The organism is Clostridium sp. HCP1S3_C6, from assembly GCF_052066735.1.
Classification (GTDB): Bacteria; Bacillota; Clostridia; order Clostridiales; family Clostridiaceae; genus Clostridium.
This window is the reverse complement of record NZ_JBQHRN010000004.1, coordinates 89,742-114,016: the sequence shown is the minus strand read 5'-3', so window position 1 is coordinate 114,016 and position 24,275 is coordinate 89,742. Positions and strand designations below refer to the sequence as shown.

The following is a 24,275-nucleotide window of genomic DNA, read 5'->3' as shown; positions in this document are numbered from 1 at the left end:
GGGAATGAAAACGAATAAATTAACTGAGGCTTCAATGCTTTCAGCTCTGTTTATTGTAATTAGTATTATAGCATTAGGTTCTGGAATTGGATATTCTATATATTTAGATGTTTTAGTACCTATAATTGCTGCTCTTATTTATTTTAAGTGTGATTTTAAATATTCAGTAATGTCTATTATTTCTTCTCTTGTAATAGTTTTTTTTGTTATAGGTGATGTGGCATCTGGAATTTTTATGATTCAGGGAATTGTAATTGGCATAGGCTGTGGCATTATTATAAATAGAGATGAATCTATTTATGATGATTTAGTTTTGTGTAGCATACTTGCATGTATTTTTATGATTTTTATTGATCTGTATTTTAGAGGTTTTACTGGAGTTAGTTTTCTTGAAGAATTTAAATCAATGGCAGAATCTATTAGTGATTTAGTAATAATACAAAATGTTATATATTATATGCTTACAATTGCTTTACCAATGGGTACTGTACTTTGTACAAATTTAGGGGCTATATTATTTGGGAAAAAATTAAATATTTTAAGTGAAAATGCTCAAAAAAAATTCTTGCTTATTTCAAATTTCAAAAAGTATGGAAGTTTTTTATGCTGTTCAAAGAAAGTAATATATATGGGAATCATTTATATATTTTTTGCAGAATTATTTAATTATTTTAATGTGTTTCCTAATTATTTATATTTAAATACTACAATTAACATATTAAAATATGTACTTCTTTATTTTATTTTAGAAGATTCGTATACATTTATGGCAAAATATATATATTCAACATTTCATTCAAGAATTATAGTAAATGTTACACAATTAGTTACTTTGGTTTTAATTGTTTTTAACTTTAAATTGGCATCAATACTTCTTATATCATTAAATATAGTAATAAATAAAAAATTTAACTTAAGAAATAAGCAATTTATTTACATAAGTAATAGCAAATTGGAAAGCAAAAATAAATATATCAAAGAAGCAGTATAAAATAATTTGCAGCCTTTAAACATTTTATTAATATAATGAAAACAAATTTGTAATTCGTTGATTATTATATTCAAATAAACGTATAATAAAATTAAGGTGGTGGTATATATGATGATAATAAAAAAAGATGGAAGATTACAAGATTTTGATGAAAACAAGATAAAAACAAGTATAGGAAATGCAGCTAAAAGTATTTCACAAGCCCCATTAAATGAAGCTGATATAAAAATTATTTCAGCTGATGTTGTTAATACAATAAGAAGTATAAGAAAAAATAATGATAATACATCAAGTTATGAAATTATAGGTGTTATTGTTGATACATTAAAAAAAGATGGTTTTAGAGAGGTTATTAAAGAATTTTTAAGTTTTGATTAATTAAACATTACTAAAAAAATAATTAAATTTAAAAAAATACTTTTTTCATACTATATTTATATTGTATAATGATTTTAATAATTCTACTTATAGTATAAAAAGTTGAGGTAATGTTTATGAATAAGAATAATCTTAAGGGACTAGTTATAACAATAGGCACTATTTTAGCTGTATTTTGTATATTAGGACTTTTCTTTTGGTTATTGCCATATATATTGTTAGGTGGAGTAATAATAGCAATTGTAGTATTGGTAATTAGAACAATAAAAAACATAAAAAACAATAGCAATTACAGTGAGTGTAATAATTATGGTGATGATTTACCTGAAGATGAATTTTATAGTGAAGATGATGTAAATTCTAATGAAGTAATTGACGTGGATTTTAAAGAAATAGATCCTAAATAATACATAAGGTAGTAAGGTTTTTATATCTTGCTATCTTTTTTTATACATGAGAAATTTAAAAAAGCAACAATGATAGTAAAATTATTGCTAACAAAGGCAATATATTGTATAATATTGCTAGAAAATTAATAAATGAGGGGGCTTATTTTTAATGAAAAAAATCAAAATGACAACACCACTTGTAGAAATGGATGGAGATGAAATGACTAGAATTCTTTGGAGTTCAATAAAGGAAGAATTATTAAATCCTTTTATAGAATTAAACACAGAATACTACGATTTAGGTTTAAAATATAGAGATGAAACAAGTGACCAAGTTACAATAGATGCTTCAAATGCTATAAAGAAGTACGGTGTTGGTGTTAAATGTGCTACAATTACTCCAAATGCTGCAAGAGTAAAAGAATATGATTTAAAAGAAATGTGGAAGAGTCCAAATGGTACCATAAGAGCTATACTTGATGGAACAGTTTTTAGAGCTCCAATTATTGTAGATTCAATAAAACCATATGTAGGTAATTGGAAGAAACCAATAACAATAGCAAGACATGCATATGGAGATATTTATAGAGATGTAGAAATGAAAATACCTGGAAAGGGTAAATGTGAACTTGTATTTACAGGTGAAGATGGAACTGTAATAAAAGAAACAGTTCATGAATTTGATGGACCAGGAGTTGCTCTTGGAATGCATAACTTAAGTAAATCTATTTCAAGTTTTGCAAGAAGCTGTTTTAATTATGCACTAGATAAGAAAGAAGATTTATGGTTTGCAACAAAAGATACTATATCTAAAAAGTATGACCATACATTTAAAGATATATTCCAAGAAATATATGATAATGAATATAAAGAAAAATTTGAAAATGCTGGTATAGAATATTTTTATACTTTAATTGATGACGTAGTGGCTAGAGTAGTTAAATCTGAAGGCGGAATGATTTGGGCTTGCAAAAACTATGATGGTGATGTAATGAGTGATATGATAGCTACAGCTTTTGGATCACTTGCAATGATGACATCTGTTTTAGTTTCTCCAGAAGGAAATTATGAATATGAAGCTGCACATGGAACTGTTCAAAGACATTATTATAAACATTTAAAAGGTGAAGAAACTTCAACTAATTCAATTGCAACAATATTTGCATGGAGTGGAGCTCTTAGAAAAAGAGGAGAATTAGATAATAATAAAGAATTAGTAGACTTTGCAAACAAGCTTGAAAAGGCATCAATGGATACAATTAATTCAGGGGTTATGACAAAGGATTTAGCTCTTCTAACATCTCTTAAAGATGTAAAAGTAGTTAACAGCTTTGATTTCATAAAGGCTATTAGAACTAATTTAGAAAAATTATTATAAGATAATTTAATATTTTAGACTGTTACATTACTGTGTAGCAGTCTTTTTTTTGTTATGATATAATGAAAATTAGATATTTTATAATTAGCTAAAAAGGATGATAACAATGGAAGATAATTATTTATTATTAATAGATGGATCAAGTTTGTTAAGTACTCAGTATTATGGAAACTTACCAAGGGAATTAATGTTTGCTAAAAGTCAGGAAGAAAGAGAAGCTTATTATGGAAAGATTATGCATACATCTACTGGAATTTATACAAATGCTATATATGGCTTTATGAGAACTCTTATAAAAATAATAAAAATGCAAAAGCCATCTCACATTGCAGTAGCATGGGATATATCTAGAAATACCTTTAGAAGAGAGATAGATAAGGATTATAAAGGAACAAGAAATGAAACTCCAGAACCACTTAAAGATCAATTTAAACTTTGTCAAGAAATTCTAAAAGAAATGAATATTATGCAATTTATGGATAGCAGATATGAAGCTGATGATTTTTGCGGTTCCCTTAGCACAAAATTTGAAAATGAAATACCAGTTAGAATACTTACAAAGGATAATGATTATCTTCAATTAGTAACTAAAAATACAAGATTATGGCTTATGTTTACAACAGAAGAAAAGGCTAATGGATTGTTTAAAAAGTATAAATTAAATAAAGATGATTATAATATTCCTGATAAGGCTTTTGAACTTACAGAAAAACTTGTAAAAGAAGAATTTGGAATAAAACCTTGTCAGGTACCTGATCTAAAAAGCTTAGTAGGAGATAAATCAGATAATATAAAAGGTGTAAGTGGAGTTGGAGAAGCTAGCGCCGTACCACTTATTTCATATTATGGATCTGTTGAAAAATTATATGAGGCTATAGAAAATTTAGATAAAGCAAAGGAAAAAGAAATAAAGGAACTTTGGAAAAGTGAACTTTCAATAAAAAGATCACCTCTTAACTACTTATTAAAAACTAGTGATACAGAAATAGTAGGAAAAGAATCTGCCTTTATAAGTAAAAAGCTTGCTATTATAAAGAAAGATATAGGTATATCTGAAACTTTAGATGATTTGAAAATTAATATAAATTTAGAGAAAGCTCAGGAAAATTTTGATAAATTAGAATTTAAGTCATTATCTATTTATGACATTACAAATGAACCTTTAAAAGAGTTAAATAGTAATTTACATGATGATATTTCTTGTATTTTAATTGATTCATTAGAAAAAATGAAAAATATCTTTAAGGATTTTAATAAAACTTCTGAAAATACAAATTATTATATAAATTATTCAACAGAAAATAATAATTTTTATACTAAAGCTTCTATAAAAAATCTGTATATTTTTGCCGATATAAATTGTCATGAGGAATTAAAAAAAGTATATAATGTAGACTTTCAAAAAATAAGTAATGAAGATAATGAAAAAGCTGTGTTAGAATTAAAAAACTTTTTTGAAGATGAAAATAAAATAAAAATTATCCATGATGGAAAATCATTACTCAATATATTACACAAAAATAACATTTTAATTAAGTCCTTTAATTATGATACTGCAATAGCTGCATATATATTAGACAGTTCTAAAAGTGAATATAACCTTGACCATATAATAAAAGAATATTTAAATGTAAATATTACTGAAGATTTACTTAATAAAACTGCTTATTTTATGAAACAAATATATGAAATAACAAAGTCTAAAATAAAAGAAGAAAAAATGGAAAAGTTATTTTATGAGGTGGAAATGCCACTAATATATGTTTTATCATCCATGGAGACTGAAGGATTTAGAGTAGATAGTGAAACATTAAAAGAACTTCAAAGTAAATTCACCATTGAAATACAAAAAACTCAAAATGAAATATATAGTATGGCAGAAGAAGAATTTAATATAAATTCGCCTAAACAGCTTGGAAAAATCCTTTTTGAAAAATTAGACCTTCCTGTAATTAAGAAAACAAAAACAGGATATTCAACAAATGCAGATGTTCTTGAAAAATTAAAAGGTAAGCATGAAATTATTGAAAAAATAATATATTATAGGCAAATAACAAAGCTTAATTCAACATATGTGGAAGGTTTGCAGTCAGTAATTGATGGTGATAACAAAATACATTCAACATTTAATCAGACAGTTACTACTACAGGAAGATTATCAAGTACTGATCCTAACCTTCAAAACATTCCTATAAAATATGAAATGGGAAGAGAAATAAGAAAAGTATTTATTCCAGAAGAAAAAGGTGATATGATATTATCTTGTGATTACTCTCAAATTGAACTTAGAGTTCTTGCTCATATTGCAAATGATAAAAATATGATAGATTCATTTAAACATCATAGTGATATTCATACAAAAACAGCTTCTGAAGTATTTAATGTAGATATAGATTCTGTTACAAAATTAATGAGAAGCAGAGCTAAGGCCGTAAATTTTGGAATTGTATATGGCATGGGTGCGTTTTCTTTGTCACAGGATTTAAAAATAACCAAAAAAGAAGCTGAAATGTATATAAATATTTATTTACAAAGATATCCAGAAATAAAAAAATATTTAGATGATGTTGTTAAATTTGCAGAACAAAATGGATATGTGGAAACAATTTTAAATAGAAGAAGGTTTATCCCAGAAATAAAATCATCAAATAAAATAGTTAAGGCTCTTGGAGAACGACTTGCAAAGAATGCTCCAATACAAGGTAGTGCTGCAGATATAATAAAAATAGCTATGATAAATGTTTATAATAGATTAAATAAAGAAAAATTAAAATCAAAGCTTATTTTGCAAGTTCATGATGAACTTATATTAAATGTAAAAAAAGATGAGATAGATAAAGTTAAAAATATAGTAGAAGAAGAAATGATGGATGCAGCAAAGCTTAAGGTAAAATTAGAAGTTGATATGAATATGGGTAGCACTTGGTATGAGGTGAAATAAAATGATAAAAATAGGACTTACAGGTGGTATTGGCAGTGGAAAAAGCACTGTGTCTAGTATACTTATTAGTAATGGATTTAAAGTTATTGATGCTGATTTAGTAGCAAAGCAAGTTTTAATAATATATCCTGAAATTCTTGAAAAGATAAAGGATGAATTTGGGCAAGGGTATTTTGATTGGAGAGGAGAATTTAAAAGAAAAGAATTTGGAAACCATATTTTTAGATTTCCTAAACTTAGGATAAAATATGAACAAATAATAATGCCATACATTATTAAGGAAATTGAAGAAGCATTTAAAAGATATGAAGAAAATGGAGAAAAATTAGTAGTTTTAGATGCACCTACACTTATTGAAAATAATATACATAAGAAAATGGATTATGTAGTACTTGTTACAGCTAAAAACAGTATTGTAATAAGCAGAGTAAGAGCAAGAGATAAACTTTCAAATAATGATATAATAAGTAGAATAAATGCTCAAATGCCTATGGAAGAAAAAAAGGAATTTGCAGATATTATTATTGACAATAATAGTGATTTGGAAAATGTAAAAAATCAAGTACAGGATATGATTAAATTTTTTAAAGCTATATAAAAGAAAGGATATATGATGAAGGTATTTAAATACTTGGCAGGTATTTTAGCAATAATTATAGTTATTGTTGCAGTAAATAGTAAATATATATTGAAGCAGTATGTGTTTCCATATAAACATGAAGCAATAATAGAAGAATATTCCAAGGAATATGATATTGATCCAAAATTTGTGTTATCTATAATTAAGGCTGAAAGTAAGTTTAATACATCAGCTAAATCTCATAAGGATGCTTATGGATTAATGCAGATTACAGATGAAACTGGAAAGTGGATTGCAAAACAAATGAATATTACAGATTACTCAAAAGAAAAATTGTATGACGAAGAATATAATATAAAAATGGGTTGTTGGTATATTAATGATTTACAAAAAGAATTTAATAATATTGATTTAGTTATAGTGGCTTACAATGCAGGAAGAGGCAATGTAAATGAATGGCTTTCAAATAAAGAATATTCTAGCGATGGAAAGAGTTTGCAGTATATTCCATACAAAGAAACTAGTGAATATTTAAATAGAGTTAATACTTATTACAAAATATACTGTAAGCTATATAATTAATTTGTTGAAAAAATTCCTTATATAAATAATTTAATTTGTAATTGTTTATTATAAGGAGTTTTTTTGGTAAAATTATAATATGTTTATTTTATGCAATTATGTAGTATGTTAGTAGTAACGTATAGGGGGACATATGGAAAAAGAAAGTAGCAAGCAAAATATAATGTATGTTAATGAAAAAATATACAAAATTGTAATTTTAATAAGTGTAATAAGTTTTATTTGTGCAACAATATTTTTTAGAGGGAACTATGGTTTTTCTTCTATATTTATAAGAACTATATTTATAATTGGAAGTTTTTCTATTTTGTTAATAACTAAATCCATATATACTGAAAATGGTGGAGAATTCTTTAAGTATATTATTATTATGTATACGTTTATAGCAGCAGAAAACATAAGAAGTATGATGTTTGCAGATAGAAATGTTTCAATACATAATATATTAAATTATAACAGAATTATAGGTGATAGTATTGTTAACTATGTATCAGCAATAGAATATTGTTCTTTAGCTAAATATTTTTCAGGTAGAAAAACTCATTTTAATATTGCTGTTATGCTAGGAATTGTGGCCTTTATTTTTGGAATTACAATAACTAGTTTTAATTATGACTATGAAGGAGCTGCGCTTATTGCACTTTCAACTATAATATTATGTATATATGGTTTTTATTTGTTTGACAAATTCCAAATAATAAAAAAAAGCAAAAATAGTAAGAATGAAATTAATTTTTTTAAGGCAGGTTTATTTAATATTTTTATTATTGCAGTTGATACAATAATATATTGTTTTAACCACAACAGCTCTTATAAAATTATTTTTATTTTTATTATTGGAATCTTCTTTTTTTCTAACTTTGTAATAAACTGCTATTGTATTTTACGTAAGGTTTTAAACAATCCTTATATGTTTATGTTTAATGAAATATATGAAAACACAAAGCTATTAACAAATTTAAATAAAAAAGTAGAAGAAAAAAATAATCAACTTGAGCAAAAGCAACTAATAATAAAAGAAAAGAATTCTTCATTTAAAAATCTTTTTATGTATATTCCAGTACCTGTTGCAATTTTAAATGGTAGTAATGGAAGAATACTATATTCTAACAAACATTTTAATTCTATGATAAATAAAAGTACAAAAGATATAGTTAATAAAAAAATAAGCAATTTAATTGATTTTGAAAATGATGAAGATCTTAGTATAAATGATCAAATAAAAAGAGGAATATTTTTTGTAGGAAAAGATAAAAAGTATGTTGATATTGAAATGATTACCAATATATATGATGAAACCATAATGCTCATTTTTACAGATGTTACATCTAAAGTTATTTCGGATAATTTACAGGAGAATCTTGACAATATGATTTTTGAAGAAAAAATGAAAAGTGATTTTTTATCTAATATTTCTCATGATTTAAAAACTCCTATTAATGTGATTTATTCTGCAATGCAACTTATAAATAGTGATGTAGCAAATAGTAATTTTCAAAGAATAAAAAAATATAATGATATATCAAAACATAATTGTGAAGTGCTTAATAATTTTACAAATGTATTAATTAATGATGGAAAATCAAATATAAAGTATTGTGATTTTGAAAAATCTTATGAAAATATAGCGAATATAATAAAAGATGTAGTATTTTCTTTAGAAGATTATGCAAGAATAAAAAATATAAATTTGAAATTTGCATGCACAAAAGATGAGGTTGAATATTATTGTAATAAAGAATCTATGCAAAGAATAGTTATGAATCTTATATCTAATTCAATAAAATATTGTAAGGTTCAGGGAAATATAGAAGTTGTTTTAAATGATTATGAAAATGAAATAGTAATTCTTGTAAAAGATGATGGAATAGGAATGGATCAAAAATTTTTGCAAAAAGCTTTTGAAAGATATTCTATGAAAGAAAATAATAAAAATAAACTAATTACCAGAAGTTCTGGTATAGGATTGTTTCTTGTTAAAAAGATGGTAGAAGAACAAAATGGTAGTATTAATATTTCTAGTAAGTTAAATGAAGGTACATGTATTGAGATTATTTTAAAAAGGGGTAAAGATTGTGATAAACATAAGTAATGCGAAGGATAAAGTATTAAAATATATTATAAATGAGAGTACATGGTTTGCACTAATTCTTGTAGTATCCATAAATTATATTATGTATGTGTTTTTTAATGATGGAAGTATTTATTGGAGCGTTACAGGTACTATATGTGCAGCTGTAACAGGAGGACTTTCAATAGTATCAATAATGAAAAATAATATTATTAATAAAAGCATAATAAGATTTATTGGACTAGGATGTATATTTATAGCATTAATGACCTTCTTTAGAATTGTATTAGTTGAACTTTTTAAGTTTAATGGAAGTAATGAAGTTGTAAAAAGTTTAAGATTTACAATGATATTTTATGATTATATTGTAGTATTTTATTCTTTTTATGGACAAAGAAATAATATAAATAAAAGAAAAGCATTTGTTGATTTATTTTTATTATTTATTATAGATATATTACTATCTTTATTTATTATAAAAGATGAAAGGGTTAAAATAATTTTTACTATTGTTATTTTAATTATTAGTTGGATTAGATTAAAGTATTGTGATACAAGTGAAATTATATCAGAGGAAGAAAAAGACAGATTTATTTTTTCTTTTATAATGGGTACATTATTTCATCTTTTTTTTATTGCTTCAGAAATTACAGGAGCAGATCTTGTTGTTGTTTATGGCACACTTCGTTGTATAGCATATGTTAATATTTATGTAATGGTAGAAAACATAGTTTTAAATAAATCATATAATAAGGTTAAGCGTGAATTAACAGATCTTGAAAAATCACAAGTTAATCTAAATAAAGTTCTTATGGAAAGAAATAAATCTCTTACAGAAGCAGAACTTTTAATAAAGAAAAGTGAAGATAGGTATAAGAATTTAATTAATTCTATAAAAGATGGTATTGTAATAATTAAAAATGGTAAAATTACCTTTACAAATGATTTTATTATTAAAATGTTAAGTGATAAATCAGTAAAAGAAAATATAGCTAATAAAATAACAAAGAAAATAAGAAAAATAAGGAAAAATCAATGTGAAAGTGGCTATATGGTAAATATAGGAAGAGAAAATGTAAATAATATTGTTGCTGAAGTATATTATGTAAAAATGAATGATAATGAAGAAGTTATTTATATAAAGGATGTTACTGAAATAAACATTGTGTATGATGTTAGAAAAAGATACTATGAATATGTAAAAATGGAAGAAAGTAAAAATGAATTTTATTCAAATATATCTCATGAACTTAGAACTCCTATAACGCTTATTTATTCAGCACTTCAATTAAATGATATATATATAAAAAATAAGAATATACAGGGAATAAAGAAAAACAATAAGGCTATAAGACAAAATTGTCTTAGGCTTATTAGAACTATAACTAATTTTATTGATGCTAACAAGGTAACAGAGGGATATTTAAAACTTAATTTAAAAGTTCATAATATAGTTTCTTTGGTGGAAAATATTGCTACTGCTTGTAATGAATATATTAGATTAATTAATGATAATTTAGTATTTGATTCAGAAGAAGAGGAGATTTATGTAAAGTGCGATAAGGATATTATGGAAAGAGTTATAATGAACATAATATCTAATATAGTTAAGTATGGGGAACCCAATGGGAATATATACATAAACGTTGAAATTGAAAATAAAAATGTTATTATAATTGTTAGAGTAGATAATTATACAATAAAAGAAGAATATAAAAAATATATGTTTGATAAATTTAGTAAATTAAATAAAGAATTTACTAGAACTAAGGAAGGTAGTGGGCTTGGCTTATTTTTAGTAAAAGAGTTTTTAGAACTTAATGGTGGAAGCATTAATGTTGAAACTAATAAAGATTTAGGAACAAGTTTTATTATTACAATGCCTATATTTTATGGTGATGAAATACCAGAAAATGAAGAAGAATTTGAAATAAAATCATTAAAGGATAAGGTAGATACTGAATTTTCAGATATATACCTTTAAAGAAAGGAAACTCACATTATGAAAAAAGTAATTATTGCAGAGAAACCTTCAGTAGCTAAAAATATTGCTGATGCATTCAAAATAAAAAAAAGAAATGATGGATATTTTGAAGGAGAAGATTATTTAGTTACATGGGCTTTTGGACATCTTTTTCAGTTATACGATGCAAAGGATTATGATGAAAATATGAAGGGATGGAGAATGGAAAAATTCCCATTTATCCCAAATGAGTTTAAATATAAAATAAAATGTGACAATATAAATAAAAATGAGCCAGATAAAGGTGTCTTAAAACAAATAAATATTATAAAAAATTTAATTGCAAGAAATGATGTAGAAGCTGTAATATCAGCTACAGACCAAGATAGAGAAGGAGAACTTATATCTCTTGAGGTATTTATGTATCTTAATCAGCCTAAGCCTATATTTAGATTACTTTTAAATGAATGGACTCCAGATGAAGTTAGAAAAGGAATGAATAATTTAAAAGAAAATATTCAAATGAAATGTCTGCAAGATGCAGGAATAAGCAGACAATGGGCAGATTGGATAATTGGTATTAACTTAACATCTGTAGCAACTCTTAGATATAACCCTGGTGATAAAAAAATTATTAATATAGGTAGGGTTTTATTACCTACATTAAAAATAATATATGATAGAGATAAAGAAATAGAAAATTTTAAAGCATCTACTTATTATAAGATTGTTTCAACTTTTAAAACAAGTAAAAATGAAGAATTTGAGGGGACATATTATATAAATGGAAATGAAAAATTCGAAGATAAGGAAAAGGCAAATGAAATTAAAAAGCTTCTAAAAGAAAAAAATGCAAAAATAGTAACAAAAAATATTGAAAAGAAAAAAGAATATGCTCCCCTTTTGTTTAATTTATCTAATTTACAAGGTTATGTAACAAGTAAGAATAAAGGTTTTACATCAGATAAGGTTCTTAAAGTTGCTCAGAGTCTTTATGAAAAGAAGTTTACTACATATCCAAGAACTGGAAGCGTTGCTTTAGATGAAAGCTTAAAGAATAAAGTTAGAAAGGTACTTGAATCTGTAAAAAAAGGGTTACCCTATGAAGATGAAGTTAAATTTAAAGATAATAAAAGGATTTTTGATAATTCTAAGGTTGAAAGTCATAGTGCCATTATTCCAACATATATTAAACCTTCAAATCTTTCAAAAGATGAACAAATTGTTTATGATGCCATAAGAAATAGGTTTATTATGCAATTTATGCCTATTGCAGAATTTGAGGAAACAAAGCTTACATTAAAGGTAAATGATTCTACATTAAAGGGAGATTTTATTGCTAAAGGAAAAGTTCAAATAGTAGAAGGCTGGAGAAAGGTTGAAAAGATAGAAAGTAAGGATACTATTTTGCCTTTTGTATCAGAAAATGAAATTGTAGATATAGTAGATAGTAAAGTGAATTCTGTAACTAAAAAACCACCTAAGCTTCACACAGAAAAAACTCTTTTAAGAGTTATGGAAACTTGTGGTAAAAGCTATAAAGATGAAGAAGATTCTGAAGAAATGATGAAGTCAATTTTAAGTGGCTTTAGTATAGGAACTCCTGCTACAAGGGCAGAAACTATAAAAAAACTTAAGGATACAGGATATATAAAGGCTAAGGGAAAGAGCCTTACATGTACAGAATTAGGAAGAGCTCTTGTGGAAGTATTTCCAGTTAGAGATCTTTTTAATCTTGATTATACAGGAAGACTTGAAAAGACTTTGTCAGATATAGAAAAAGGAAAATTTAAAAAAGATGATTTCTTAAAAATGATAAAATCTTTTACAGTTAATGCTGTAGATAGCATAAAAAAAGATGTTTCTATGCTTAAAAGTTTTAAGGTAGAACTTCCACAAGGTACTGAATCATTAGGAAAATGTCCTATATGTGGAAATGATGTTATAGAAACTGAAAGAGCTTTTGGATGCACAAATTGGAAAAATGGATGTAAATATACTATTTGGAAAGATGATAAATTTATAAATGCTATAGGAAAAAAGGTATCAAAAGAAATGGTACAATTGCTTCTTAAAAATGGGAAAGTAGGTTTTAGAAATATTAAAAGTAAAAAAGGAACTCTTTATTCTGCATATTTTAGATATGAATATGATAAGAAAAATGGACGTTACGTATGGAAAACAGAATTTATTAATTAAACTTTGTAATTAATATACATAATTTTTATGTTTTTTCAGAATACTATTTAGGTAATAAAAAACATGAAAAGAGGAATTAATTATGAAAAAAATGGCTACAATGGATGGAAATACGGCTGCAGCTACTATTTCTTATATGTTTACAGAAGTTGCAACAATTTATCCTATAACTCCCTCTTCACCAATGGCAGAAGTTGTTGATATATGGGTATCTCAAGGAAAAAAGAACATTTTTAATGAGCCAGTAAAGGTTGTTGAAATGCAGTCAGAGGCAGGGGCTGCAGGAGCAATGCATGGTTCACTTCAGGCAGGGGCATTAACAAGTACATACACAGCATCTCAAGGACTTCTTTTAATGATTCCTAATATGTATAAAATGGCTGGTGAAATGCTTCCTGGTGTAATACATGTGGCAGCAAGGGCACTAGCTACATCATCATTAAATATTTTTGGCGATCATCAGGATGTTATGGCAGCAAGACAAACGGGATTTTGCATTCTTATGGAAGGTTCAGTGCAGGAAGTAATGGACTTGTCAGCTGTAAGTCATTTGTCAGCTATAAAGGCTCATATGCCTTTTATGAATGTATTTGATGGCTTTAGAACTTCTCATGAAATTCAAAAAATTGAAGTTTTAGATAAGGAAGATTTAAAAAAATTAATTGATATGAATGCACTTGAAGCTTTTAAAAATAAAGCACTTAATCCTAATCATCCTGTAACAAGAGGAACTGCACAAAATTCAGATATTTATTTCCAAACAAGAGAAGCAGTAAATAAGTATTATGAAGATATTCCAAAGATAGTAGAAGATTATATGAATGAAATAAAAAATCTTACAGGAAGAGAATATCATGCTTTTGATTATTATGGAGCTAAAGATGCTGAAAAAATAATTATAGCTATGGGTTCTGTAATAGAAGTAATAGAGGAAACTGTAGATTACCTATTATCAAAGGGCGACAAGGTAGGTCTTGTAAAGGTTAGATTATATAGACCATTTAGAACTGACTATTTACTTAAGGTTATTCCCAAAACAGTTAAAAAAATAGCAGTACTTGATAGAACAAAGGAACCAGGTTCAGCTGGGGAACCATTATATTTAGATGTACTTAAAAGTTTTTATGATACTAATCTTAAACCTGTTATAGTTGGCGGTAGATTTGGACTTGGTTCAAAAGATCCTACTCCTTCAAATATTTTATCTGTGTATAAAAATTTAGATAGTGATAAACCTATAAATAGTTTTACTATTGGTATTAATGATGATGTTACTAATACATCATTAAAGGAAATAAAAAATGAGTATAAACCTAAATATGAATCAAAACAATGTAAATTTTGGGGCCTTGGATCAGATGGAACAGTTGGAGCTAACAAAAGTGCTATAAAAATAATAGGGGATAAGACTAATATGTTTGCTCAAGGATATTTTTATTATGATTCTAAAAAATCTGGAGGGCTTACTGTATCACATTTAAGATTTGGTAATGAACCTATAAAATCTCCATATCTTATTGAAAATTCAGACTTTATAGCTTGCCACAATATGTCATATGTTTATAATTATAATCTGTTAGAAGGATTGAAAAAAGGAGGCTCCTTTCTTTTAAATACTATTTGGAGTGAAGAAGAGTTAGATGAAAAGCTACCTATGTCAATGAAAAAATACATATATGATAACAATATAAATTTTTATACTATAAATGCTGTAAAAATAGCACAAGATATAGGACTTGGTGGCAGAATAAATATGATTATGCAATCAGCTTTCTTTAAAATTGCTAATATTATACCTATAGATGATGCTGTTAAATATTTAAAAGAAGCAGTTGTAAAAAGCTATAGTAAAAAAGGTGAAAAGGTTGTAAAAATGAATAATGATGCCATTGATATAGGTATAAAATCTATAACAAAGGTTAAAGTTTTAGAATCATGGAAAAATGTAAAAGAAGAAAGCACAATAGAAGATGCTTCTTTACCAGGATTCATTAAAGATATTGTATTGCCTATAAACAAAGAGCAGGGTAATTCAATACCAGTTTCAACTTTTATAAAATATGGAGTACAAGATGGTTCTTTTATGAGTGGTACAGCAGCTTATGAAAAAAGAGGTATTGCCTCCTTTGTACCAACATGGCTTGAAGAAAAATGTATTCAGTGTAATCAATGTTCTTATGTGTGTCCCCATGCTGTTATTAGGCCATTTTTATTAAATGAACAAGAAAAAAACAATGTACCAGAGGCTACTAAAATATTAGAAGGAAAGGCTCTAAAATCTCATGAAAAATTATATTACTCTATAGGAATAAGTCCTCTTGATTGTACAGGATGTAGCAATTGTGTTCAAGTATGTCCTGCACCTGGTAAAGCTCTTTTGATGAAACCTTTACATGAAGAACAGGATCAAAATAATGTGTGGAGTTATTTAACTAATAATGTGTCTAAAAAGAATAATCCAATGAACAAATATACAGTAAAGGGAAGTCAATTTGAAAGACCACTTCATGAATTTTCAGGTGCATGTGCAGGATGTGGTGAAACAGCTTATGCAAAACTTATTACTCAATTATTTGGCGATAGAATGATGATTGCAAATGCAACAGGATGCACATCAATATGGGGAGCTTCAGCACCATCAATGCCTTATACAAAAAATGAAAAAGGTTTTGGACCTGCTTTTGCTAATTCGTTATTTGAAGATAATGCTGAATTTGGATTTGGAATGTATATAGGCTCAAGAACTATAAGAGAAAAAATAAAAAATGACTTAATTAAGCTTACAAATATTACCGGCGACGAAAAATTTAAAGAAATTGCAAATGAGTGGATTGAAAATATGAATATTGGAGAAGGCACAAGAGAAAGAGCCTACAATTTAGAAAATGCACTTAAGTGTCTTAAAGAAAATGATTTATTAAAAGAACAAATATTAAAAAGTAAAGATTTCTTTGTGAAGCCATCACAATGGATTTTTGGAGGAGATGGATGGGCTTATGATATTGGTTATGGAGGATTAGATCATGTATTAGCCCTTAATGAAGATGTAAATATTTTTGTATTTGACACAGAAGTATATTCTAATACTGGTGGCCAATCTTCTAAATCTACACAAACAGGTGCCGTAGCAAAGTTTGCTGCGTCTGGTAAAAAAACTAAAAAGAAAGATCTTGGTATGATGGCTATGAGCTATGGAAATGTATACGTGGCACAAATTTCTATGGGAGCTGATAAGAATCAAACTATAAAGGCTATTAAAGAAGCAGAAAGTTACAATGGTCCGTCTATTATTATTGCTTATTCACCATGTATAAATCATGGAATAAAAAAAGGAATGGCATTTACTCAAGAGGTAGAAAAAAATGCTGTTGAATGTGGATATTGGAGCCTTTATAGATATAATCCGGAAATTAAAGAAAAACCATTCATGTTAGATTCAAAAGAACCTAGTGGTAAAATAGAAGACTTCTTAATGAATGAAGTAAGGTATAATTCTCTTGCAAAGATAATGCCAGAACATGCAAAGGAATTATTTGAAAAAAACAAAAATGAAGCTCTTGCAAGATACAATAGATATAAAAAAATGTCAGAAAACAATTTTTAAAATTCTTGCCTTTTCTTAAATAAGCAAATGTGATAAGATTATATTTATTAAGTTTAGACTTTTTGTAAAATTTCAATATTAGGTGGGAGGATATTTATGGAAGTCAAAATGAGTATGGGTATACTTGTTGCAGTATTTTTAGTATATATGGTAATTACTGCATTGGTAATATTTTTATCACTATTTAGAAAAGGTAAATTAATAAGTAATCCAATATTATTTGCATTAACTCAAAGTTATACTGTTATTCATACAGTTCTTAGATTTACAACAACAGGTATTCATGTAAATGAAATAATAGGAAAAGGTTTTGCTGTAATATTAGCTATAGGAGCATTTGTATGTGCATATTTAAACATTAAGAAAAATCCTTGGGCTGGTAGGATTTCTACTATATTAATTGTTTTATCTGTTATAAATGTTTGGATTTTATAAAAAAGCGTCACATTTTTGTGACGTTTTTTTATGCCTTATGGTAATTGTTTTTAATTGTTAATATTATGATTTCCTTTATTTTCAAATATATAAAAGAAACTACAATAGTTAAAATTACTACTTTAAATTCTGAAATTATTATATTTAAAGTACTATCATATTTTAAAAGTGAGAACTTTAATAATAATCTTGTAATTCCAGAATGAGACAAATAAAGTATTAATGAATTTTTTCCTAAGTAGGATAAGGGAGTTTTTTTATTAGTAGTAACAGCAAGTAAAGTTGAGCCAATAATAAATGCACTAAAATAATGAAATATTCTAAGAAACAACGAAATATTAGGATTATCATAATAAAATTCATAGTAAGTGTATTCAAAAAATGTTTCTACAAATAATAGGTTTCTATAGTGAAAAACTATTATTAAAATAATAAATAAACATGGAATTAAGTATTTTAGATATTTTTTTATAGTTTTTATATATTTTTCTTTAAAGGTCATTCCCAAAATAAAAATTGGAAGAAAGAAAAATGTTCTTGATAAGCTAATATGTGTACCTACACTAGTATCATATCCAATAATAAGTGCTATAACAAAAGATGAAATAAGCCATATTTTCTTATTGGAAATAAATGAACATATTACATATAAGCATGATAATGTAAGCAAATACCATAGTGTCCATTGAGGATAAAATAATTCTATGTCAATGCCTGGACTTTTAAATAGAAACTTTTCAAAAAAATAATAAAAAATTTGAAAGAATATATAAAGAAAAATTATTTTACTTATCATTTCTTTTATACTTCTACTGCTATGTTCATAAAAATAACCTGAAATAAATGCAAAAAGTGGCATATGAAATAAATATAAGATGAGTATGAGATAGTGCAGATTAATACTATGAGGTTCTGTATACTCAAGAGAATTACCAACAATAACACATAATATTAAGAAACCTTTTAGGTTGTCAAAAATTAAATTGCGATTTTTATTAATGTCTTTAATGTTTATCAGCCTTTCTTTAATAAATTTATATATATATATAACTTACAAATTGATTGTATCACATATAAATATAAATATTAATACACAATATGTGGAAAAGCTAAATGAGACTGCTCATTATAAGTTTTTAATGGCAGTCTTAAAATTTTACTATCTAAATCCATTTTGGTTTTGCATAAACATGTTTATTAGTTGTGATATATTAGGATTCATATTGTTTTGTCCATTAAATCCACCTAACATCATATTAAGTAGAGAATTTATATTTGGATTATTATAATTTAAATTGTTATAATTTGCATTGTTATCAAAGGAATTTTGACTATTAAAGCTTTCATTTTTATTATTATTTTTAGATGAGTTTTTATTCATTTGGTTTACCATGTTTGAAAAGTTATTTTGATTCATCATATTCATAAATGGATTATTCATAAAATTATTTTGTCCCATCATGTTATTCATAAATGGAAAAGAATTAAACATATTCATTAAAGGATTTCCCATAGAATTTTGCATTCCCATATTCATAGGATTTCTTCCCATTCCCATCATGCTACTAAGAAGCATATTTAATAAAGGATTCATAGTTTTACCTCTAATAGTGTTTTATATATAATATTTGTTTATAATGCAAAATGATACAATTTATAATTGTAAAATATATTCTTGCTTTTTTTATTCCATTTCATATGTTAAGATTTTACTATAATATTTAATTATAGAAAGAGGGAGGTAATTGTAGTGATTTTTTCAACTCTTAAGATCAATAATAATAAACCTATATATATTCAAATATATGAACATATTATGAGTTCTCTTAAAAAGGGAGTTTTAAAAAAGGATGATAAGTTACCTTCAACAAGAGAAGCAAGTAAAATTTTAAATATAAGCAGAAATTCTGTAATAGTAGCTTATGAAGAACTTGAAAGCAGAGGAGTTATAAAAACTTTAAGAGGAAAAGGCACATTTATAGCAATAGATAATAAAGATTGCAAAGATAATAAAGTAAAATTAAATATTAATTGGAAGGATAAATTTAATGAATATTCAAAAATTCTTAGAAAAGAAGATATAGTAAAAAGTGAGCCTATTTATAAAAAAGGAATGATATCCTTTAAGTCAATTTCTCCAGATGATAAGCTTTTTAATGTAGACGAATTTAAGAAGGCCCTTTGGGATGCTTGGAGCATGGAAGAAAGAAATTTATTGAATTATGGATATGCAAAAGGATATAGGAATCTTATTGAATACTTTATGGATTATATGAAAAGCAAAGGAGTATATACTTTTAATAAAGATATACTTATAACAAATGGATTTACTGAAGCTTTTGATATTATATTAAGTTCTATAACAGTAAAAGGTGATATTATTTTTACAGAGAAGCCTACTCACAATACTGCAATAAAAATAATGAAGGCTCATGGAATAAAAATTGTACAAATTCCTATGGATAAAGATGGAATAATAATTTCAGAACTTGAAAAGGAACTAGAAAAAAATATACCTAAAGCAGCATATTTAATTCCATCTTATAATAATCCTACAGGCATTGTAACAAAAGTTGAAAGGAGAAAGGAGATACTTTTGTTATTTGCAAAATACAAAGTGCCAGTTATAGAAGATGGTTTTAGTGAAGAATTATTTTATTCTAGCTCTCCTATTCAACCTATGGCAGCTCTTGAGGGGGATGGAAATGGAGTATTATATTTAGGAAGCTTATCAAAGGTACTTTTTCCAGGACTTAGAATAGGTTGGATTTTTGCAGACAAAAAAATTATAGACATTCTTGAAAGTGTAAAAAGAGGTAGAAATATTCATGTTTCCTTTTTAGATCAAAGCGCTTTTTATAATTATTTAAAAAATGGTGCCTTTGAAAGATATATAAAAAATATTAGAAAATATTATAAGGATAAATACAACATTGTAGTTAAAAATATAAAAAAATATTTAAAGTGTGAATATATTACTGGTGAAGGAGGTCTTCATGTATTTGTTAAATTAAAAGATAACATAGACACTAGGAAGCTTTTATATATGTGTTATGAAAAAGGTGTACTTTTTATGCCTGGTGATATTTTTTATGCAGATAGTAAGTATTATGAGGGAAAAAATAAAATTTGTAATTCCTTTAGAATAGGTTTTGGAAGAGTAAATGATGAGGATATAGAAAAAGGAATTAAAATTATAAGTGAATGTATAGAACAATTAAAAAAGGAAGATAATGATAAAAATGAATAAAATATATTATGAAAATCAATACATAAGAGAATTTAATACAGATATTATAAATATACAAAAAAGAGATGATAAATATTTAGTAGAACTTAAGGATACTGCTTTTTTTGAAGGTGGTGGTGGCCAAAGGAGAGATTTTGGTACAATTGATGGAATAAAGTTAGAAGATATATTAGCTGAAAATGAAAAAATATTATATGTTTTACCAGAGAAACCTCAAAATATAATTAATGTAAAGTGTGTAGTAGATTGGGATAATAGATTTGATTTTATGCAAAAACATTCTGCTCAACATGTGTTATCAGGATGTTTTTATAAATTATTTAATGCAAATACTGCTGGCATTCATTTAGGTAATGATATAAGTTATGTAGATATAGTTGGTATTATTACAAAAGAGCAAATCAAAAAAGCTGAAGAATATGCAAATAACATTATACATGAAGGAAGAAAATTTAAATTTACTATTACAACTAGAGAAAAAGCAGAAAATATGGGACTTAGAAGAAAACTTCAAACAGAAGATAATAATATTAGAGTAGTTGAAATAGAAGGTCTTGATATTAATGCTTGTTGTGGTGTTCATTGTCAAAATACAAGGGAGCTTCAGCTTATAAAAATAATTAATTTTGAAAAGCATAAGGGAAATACAAGAATATACTATAAGGCTGGAAAAGGAGCAGTAGATTATGTTCTTAATAGTAGCATGATTTTTGATGAAATATGTAATAAATTAAGTACTGGCATAAAAGACATTAGGGCAACAATTAACAATTTATTAATAGAGAATAGTAGGTTAAAAGATGAAAATTCAAAAATGCAGTTAGAAGCTATACAAAGTGAAACTGAGAAATTGATAAAAAATAGTGAAAAAATAAATGAAGTATCACTAGTATTTAAAATTTACAAAAATAAAGATAAAAAATTTCTTAATAAAATAGTAAATAAAATAATAAACGAAAATACAAGTATTATAATATTTTTTAATATTTTAGATAATAAGGTATCTGTTATATGTGCTTGTTCTAAAGATATAAAAATAAACATGAATGATATTTTAAATGAAATATTACTTATTATTGATGGAAAAGGCGGGGGAAGTAATATAATGGCACAGGGATCTGGCAGTGGAGTTGAAGATGTTAAAAAAGCTCTTAATATATCTTACCAAAAAGTAAAGAAGGAACTTTTAAAATAGTGTTTTTTCTTTAGAAAGTAAAAATATATATAAAATAATTTTTATAACTATAAGACTTTGACTTACTTTGACTTTAAGTGTATAATTATATTAATGTTTAAAAACATTTAATTAATTTTACGTAATTTAGGAGGAGATATTTAATGAGTAGTGAAAAAGGAAATATTTCAATTAATACTGAAAATATTTTTCCAATTATAAAAAAATGGTTATATTCTGATAAGGACATTTTTGTAAGAGAACTTATTAGTAATGGCTGTGATGCTGTAAGTAAATATAAAAGACTTATTTCTATGGGTGAAGTTGATGATAGAGAAGATCAACAATTTAAAATTCTTGTAACTGTAAATAAAGAAAAGAAGACCATGACATTTAGTGATAATGGAATAGGAATGACAGAAGATGAAGTTAAAAAATATATAAATGAAATAGCTTTTTCAGGAGCTGAAGATTTTGTAAATAAATATAAGGATAAAATTGGAGAAGGAAATGATATTATAGGTCATTTTGGACTTGGATTTTATTCTGCATTTATGGCAGCTTCTAAAGTTTCAATAGATACACTTTCATATAAAGAAGGAGCAGAAGCTGTAAAATGGGTATCAGATGGTGGTACTGAATTTGAAATTTCAAAATCAGATATTAGAACTACTCGTGGTACAACAATAACATTATTTATAAATGAGGAAAGTGAAGAATTCTTAGAAGAATATAAATTAAGAAATATAATATCTAAGTATTGTGCATTTATGCCAACTGAAATATATTTAGAAGATGAATGTGTAGAAAAGAAAGAGGATGACAAATCAGTAGTTAGTCCTATAAATGATACAAAACCATTATGGATAAAAAAACCTAGTGAATGTACAGATGAAGAATATAAAGAATTTTATAAAAAAACATTTAGAGAATTTGAAGAACCATTATTTTGGATACATTTAAATGTGGATTATCCATTTAATTTAAAGGGAATTTTATATTTTCCTAAATTAAAAAATGAATTTGAACTTGTAAAAGGAGAAGTAAAATTATATAACAATCAAGTTTTTGTAGCTGATAATATAAAAGAAGTTATTCCAGAATTTTTACTTTTATTAAAGGGTGCAATTGATTGCCCAGATTTACCACTTAATGTATCAAGAAGTTTCCTTCAAAATGATAAGGATGTTTCAAGAATTTCAAAACATATAATTAAAAAAGTAGCTGATAAACTTAATTATATATTTAAAAATGAAAGGGAAAAATATAATGAATTTTGGGAAAACATCCAAATATTTATTAAATATGGCTGCTTAAGGGAAGAAAGCTTCTATGAAAAAATTAAAGATTCATTAATTTTTAAGGATATAAATGATAAATATATTACTTTAAATGAATATCTTGAAAATGCAAAAGAAAAGCATGAAAATAAGGTGTTTTATGTAAGTGATACAGAAAAACAAGCACAATATATAAAATTATTTAAAGAATATGATTTAAATGCAGTTGTACTTAATACAACTATAGATAACAATTTTATTTCATTCCTTGAATATAAAGACTCAAAAGTTAAATTTGCAAGAGTTGATTCTGATCTTTCAGATGTTTTAAAGGACAAAGAAAGTGAAGAAAATAAAGAAGCAAATGATAAGCTTATTGAAATATTTAAATCTGTAATTGGTGATAAAGTTAAAGAGTATAAGATTCAAGGACTTAAAAAAGAAGAAACACCAGCTATGGTATTAACATCAGAGGATTCAAGAAGAATGAAAGAAATGCAGGCACAATTTGGTGGTGTTGGTATGCCAAATCTTAACTTTAATGAAGAAAAAACTTTAGTAATTAATAATAACAATGAATTAGTTAAGAAAGTAGTTGAATTAAATAATGATGAAGCTAATAAAGATAAAGTAGATATTTTATGTAAACAAATTTTTGATCTTGCTTTAATTAGCAATCAGGAATTAGACGCAGAAAGTATTAGTGAATTTATAAATAGAACAAACAAAATAATGATGATGGCTTTATAAATTAGAAAAAAATCTAGAACATATAATGTGCTCTAGATTTTTTCTTTTAAAAAAAACTTTTAAGATATGATATAACATATTTATCTAGATCTTCTTTTATATCTTTATTATTTCGTATAAGGTCTTTTTGTCTTGTTGTTATTCTTATGGAATAAACTTCCTTCCTTTTTTCTAAATTATCAGTAGAATTTTCTTTTTTTGTTACTATTTTGTTATCCATTATATGCACCTCCTAATATATGTATACTTAAGTAAATTAGAGATATGCATATAAATTTATATATTTCTTTATAGATTAAGAAAAATCTTT

General features: G+C 25.6%; 18 protein-coding genes. 15 read left to right on the top strand and 3 right to left on the bottom strand.

The window, feature by feature from the left end; genetic code table 11:
- Positions 1-4 precede the first annotated feature (4 nt).
- The 12 genes from ACTNAO_RS02815 (at position 5) to ACTNAO_RS02760 (ending at position 17,511) form a co-directional block, all read left to right on the top strand.
- Positions 5-991, top strand: coding sequence for a hypothetical protein (locus ACTNAO_RS02815; protein ID WP_441026149.1), 987 nt, complete (start codon positions 5-7; stop codon positions 989-991).
- A 108-nt stretch (positions 992-1,099) separates the two neighbouring features.
- Positions 1,100-1,369, top strand: a complete 270-nt coding sequence (locus tag ACTNAO_RS02810; RefSeq protein ID WP_441026147.1) for an ATP cone domain-containing protein — start codon at positions 1,100-1,102, stop codon at positions 1,367-1,369.
- A gap of 116 nt (positions 1,370-1,485) precedes the next feature.
- Positions 1,486-1,776, top strand: a complete 291-nt coding sequence (locus ACTNAO_RS02805; protein ID WP_441026145.1) for a hypothetical protein — start codon at positions 1,486-1,488, stop codon at positions 1,774-1,776.
- 151 nt (positions 1,777-1,927) lie between these two features.
- Complete coding sequence (locus ACTNAO_RS02800; protein ID WP_441026143.1) at positions 1,928-3,136, top strand: NADP-dependent isocitrate dehydrogenase; 1,209 nt, start codon at positions 1,928-1,930, stop codon at positions 3,134-3,136.
- A gap of 106 nt (positions 3,137-3,242) precedes the next feature.
- Positions 3,243-6,077, top strand: coding sequence for a DNA polymerase I (gene polA / locus ACTNAO_RS02795; protein WP_441026141.1), 2,835 nt, complete (start codon positions 3,243-3,245; stop codon positions 6,075-6,077).
- A 1-nt stretch (position 6,078) separates the two neighbouring features.
- Positions 6,079-6,675 carry a dephospho-CoA kinase gene (coaE, locus tag ACTNAO_RS02790; RefSeq protein WP_441026139.1) on the top strand — a complete coding sequence of 199 codons (597 nt, stop codon included), beginning with the start codon at positions 6,079-6,081 and terminating at the stop codon, positions 6,673-6,675.
- Positions 6,676-6,687: 12 nt separating this feature from the next.
- Complete coding sequence (locus tag ACTNAO_RS02785) at positions 6,688-7,239, top strand: lytic transglycosylase domain-containing protein (RefSeq protein WP_441026137.1); 552 nt, start codon at positions 6,688-6,690, stop codon at positions 7,237-7,239.
- A gap of 133 nt (positions 7,240-7,372) precedes the next feature.
- Positions 7,373-9,331 (top strand): sensor histidine kinase, encoded by a 1,959-nt coding sequence (locus ACTNAO_RS02780; protein WP_441026135.1) that lies wholly within the window; start codon positions 7,373-7,375, stop codon positions 9,329-9,331.
- Positions 9,315-11,294, top strand: coding sequence for an ATP-binding protein (locus tag ACTNAO_RS02775; protein WP_441026133.1), 1,980 nt, complete (start codon positions 9,315-9,317; stop codon positions 11,292-11,294). Before ACTNAO_RS02780 ends, ACTNAO_RS02775 begins: the two co-directional genes overlap by 17 nt.
- 18 nt (positions 11,295-11,312) lie before the next feature.
- Complete coding sequence (locus ACTNAO_RS02770) at positions 11,313-13,472, top strand: DNA topoisomerase (protein WP_441026131.1); 2,160 nt, start codon at positions 11,313-11,315, stop codon at positions 13,470-13,472.
- 82 nt (positions 13,473-13,554) lie between these two features.
- The gene (gene nifJ / locus ACTNAO_RS02765; RefSeq protein ID WP_441026129.1) at positions 13,555-17,076 is read left to right on the top strand and encodes a pyruvate:ferredoxin (flavodoxin) oxidoreductase; all 3,522 of its coding nucleotides are present in this window, start codon (positions 13,555-13,557) and stop codon (positions 17,074-17,076) included.
- A 96-nt stretch (positions 17,077-17,172) separates the two neighbouring features.
- Positions 17,173-17,511, top strand: a complete 339-nt coding sequence (locus ACTNAO_RS02760) for a hypothetical protein (RefSeq protein WP_441026127.1) — start codon at positions 17,173-17,175, stop codon at positions 17,509-17,511.
- 28 nt (positions 17,512-17,539) lie between these two features.
- Here ACTNAO_RS02760 and ACTNAO_RS02755 read toward each other — a convergent pair whose 3' ends face one another.
- Both ACTNAO_RS02755 and ACTNAO_RS02750 read right to left on the bottom strand, forming a co-directional pair.
- A complete protein-coding gene (locus tag ACTNAO_RS02755) occupies positions 17,540-18,490 on the bottom strand; it encodes an acyltransferase family protein (protein WP_441026169.1) in 951 nt (316 codons plus the stop codon).
- A gap of 180 nt (positions 18,491-18,670) precedes the next feature.
- Positions 18,671-19,105, bottom strand: a complete 435-nt coding sequence (locus ACTNAO_RS02750; RefSeq protein WP_441026126.1) for an RNA-binding protein — start codon at positions 19,103-19,105, stop codon at positions 18,671-18,673.
- Positions 19,106-19,261: 156 nt separating this feature from the next.
- On the opposite strand from ACTNAO_RS02750, the gene pdxR reads away from it, so the two are divergent.
- The 3 genes from pdxR (at position 19,262) to htpG (ending at position 23,965) form a co-directional block, all read left to right on the top strand.
- On the top strand, positions 19,262-20,761 hold the full coding sequence (gene pdxR / locus ACTNAO_RS02745; protein ID WP_441026124.1) for a MocR-like pyridoxine biosynthesis transcription factor PdxR: 1,500 nt from the start codon (positions 19,262-19,264) through the stop codon (positions 20,759-20,761).
- Entirely contained in the window at positions 20,754-21,956 is a 1,203-nt protein-coding gene (locus ACTNAO_RS02740; protein WP_441026122.1) for a DHHA1 domain-containing protein, read from the top strand. The genes pdxR and ACTNAO_RS02740 overlap by 8 nt, the downstream gene beginning before the upstream one ends.
- A gap of 143 nt (positions 21,957-22,099) precedes the next feature.
- Positions 22,100-23,965: a molecular chaperone HtpG gene (gene htpG, locus ACTNAO_RS02735; protein WP_441026120.1), complete on the top strand. Its 1,866-nt coding sequence runs from the start codon at positions 22,100-22,102 to the stop codon at positions 23,963-23,965.
- Positions 23,966-24,011: 46 nt separating this feature from the next.
- Here htpG and ACTNAO_RS02730 read toward each other — a convergent pair whose 3' ends face one another.
- On the bottom strand, positions 24,012-24,185 hold the full coding sequence (locus tag ACTNAO_RS02730) for a hypothetical protein (RefSeq protein WP_441026118.1): 174 nt from the start codon (positions 24,183-24,185) through the stop codon (positions 24,012-24,014).
- Positions 24,186-24,275 lie beyond the last annotated feature (90 nt).

What these genes read in the sequence shown, in the direction of transcription:
- ACTNAO_RS02815 (WP_441026149.1), top strand. Translation starts at nt 5, where the DNA reads ATGAAAACGAATAAATTAACTGAGGCTTCAATGCTTTCAGCTCTGTTT.
- ACTNAO_RS02810 (WP_441026147.1), top strand. Translation starts at nt 1,100, where the DNA reads ATGATGATAATAAAAAAAGATGGAAGATTACAAGATTTTGATGAAAAC.
- ACTNAO_RS02805 (WP_441026145.1), top strand. Translation starts at nt 1,486, where the DNA reads ATGAATAAGAATAATCTTAAGGGACTAGTTATAACAATAGGCACTATT.
- ACTNAO_RS02800 (WP_441026143.1), top strand. Translation starts at nt 1,928, where the DNA reads ATGAAAAAAATCAAAATGACAACACCACTTGTAGAAATGGATGGAGAT.
- polA (WP_441026141.1), top strand. Translation starts at nt 3,243, where the DNA reads ATGGAAGATAATTATTTATTATTAATAGATGGATCAAGTTTGTTAAGT.
- coaE (WP_441026139.1), top strand. Translation starts at nt 6,079, where the DNA reads ATGATAAAAATAGGACTTACAGGTGGTATTGGCAGTGGAAAAAGCACT.
- ACTNAO_RS02785 (WP_441026137.1), top strand. Translation starts at nt 6,688, where the DNA reads ATGATGAAGGTATTTAAATACTTGGCAGGTATTTTAGCAATAATTATA.
- ACTNAO_RS02780 (WP_441026135.1), top strand. Translation starts at nt 7,373, where the DNA reads ATGGAAAAAGAAAGTAGCAAGCAAAATATAATGTATGTTAATGAAAAA.
- ACTNAO_RS02770 (WP_441026131.1), top strand. Translation starts at nt 11,313, where the DNA reads ATGAAAAAAGTAATTATTGCAGAGAAACCTTCAGTAGCTAAAAATATT.
- nifJ (WP_441026129.1), top strand. Translation starts at nt 13,555, where the DNA reads ATGAAAAAAATGGCTACAATGGATGGAAATACGGCTGCAGCTACTATT.
- ACTNAO_RS02760 (WP_441026127.1), top strand. Translation starts at nt 17,173, where the DNA reads ATGGAAGTCAAAATGAGTATGGGTATACTTGTTGCAGTATTTTTAGTA.
- ACTNAO_RS02750 (WP_441026126.1), bottom strand. Translation starts at nt 19,105, where the DNA reads ATGAATCCTTTATTAAATATGCTTCTTAGTAGCATGATGGGAATGGGA.
- ACTNAO_RS02740 (WP_441026122.1), top strand. Translation starts at nt 20,754, where the DNA reads ATGAATAAAATATATTATGAAAATCAATACATAAGAGAATTTAATACA.
- htpG (WP_441026120.1), top strand. Translation starts at nt 22,100, where the DNA reads ATGAGTAGTGAAAAAGGAAATATTTCAATTAATACTGAAAATATTTTT.
- ACTNAO_RS02730 (WP_441026118.1), bottom strand. Translation starts at nt 24,185, where the DNA reads ATGGATAACAAAATAGTAACAAAAAAAGAAAATTCTACTGATAATTTA.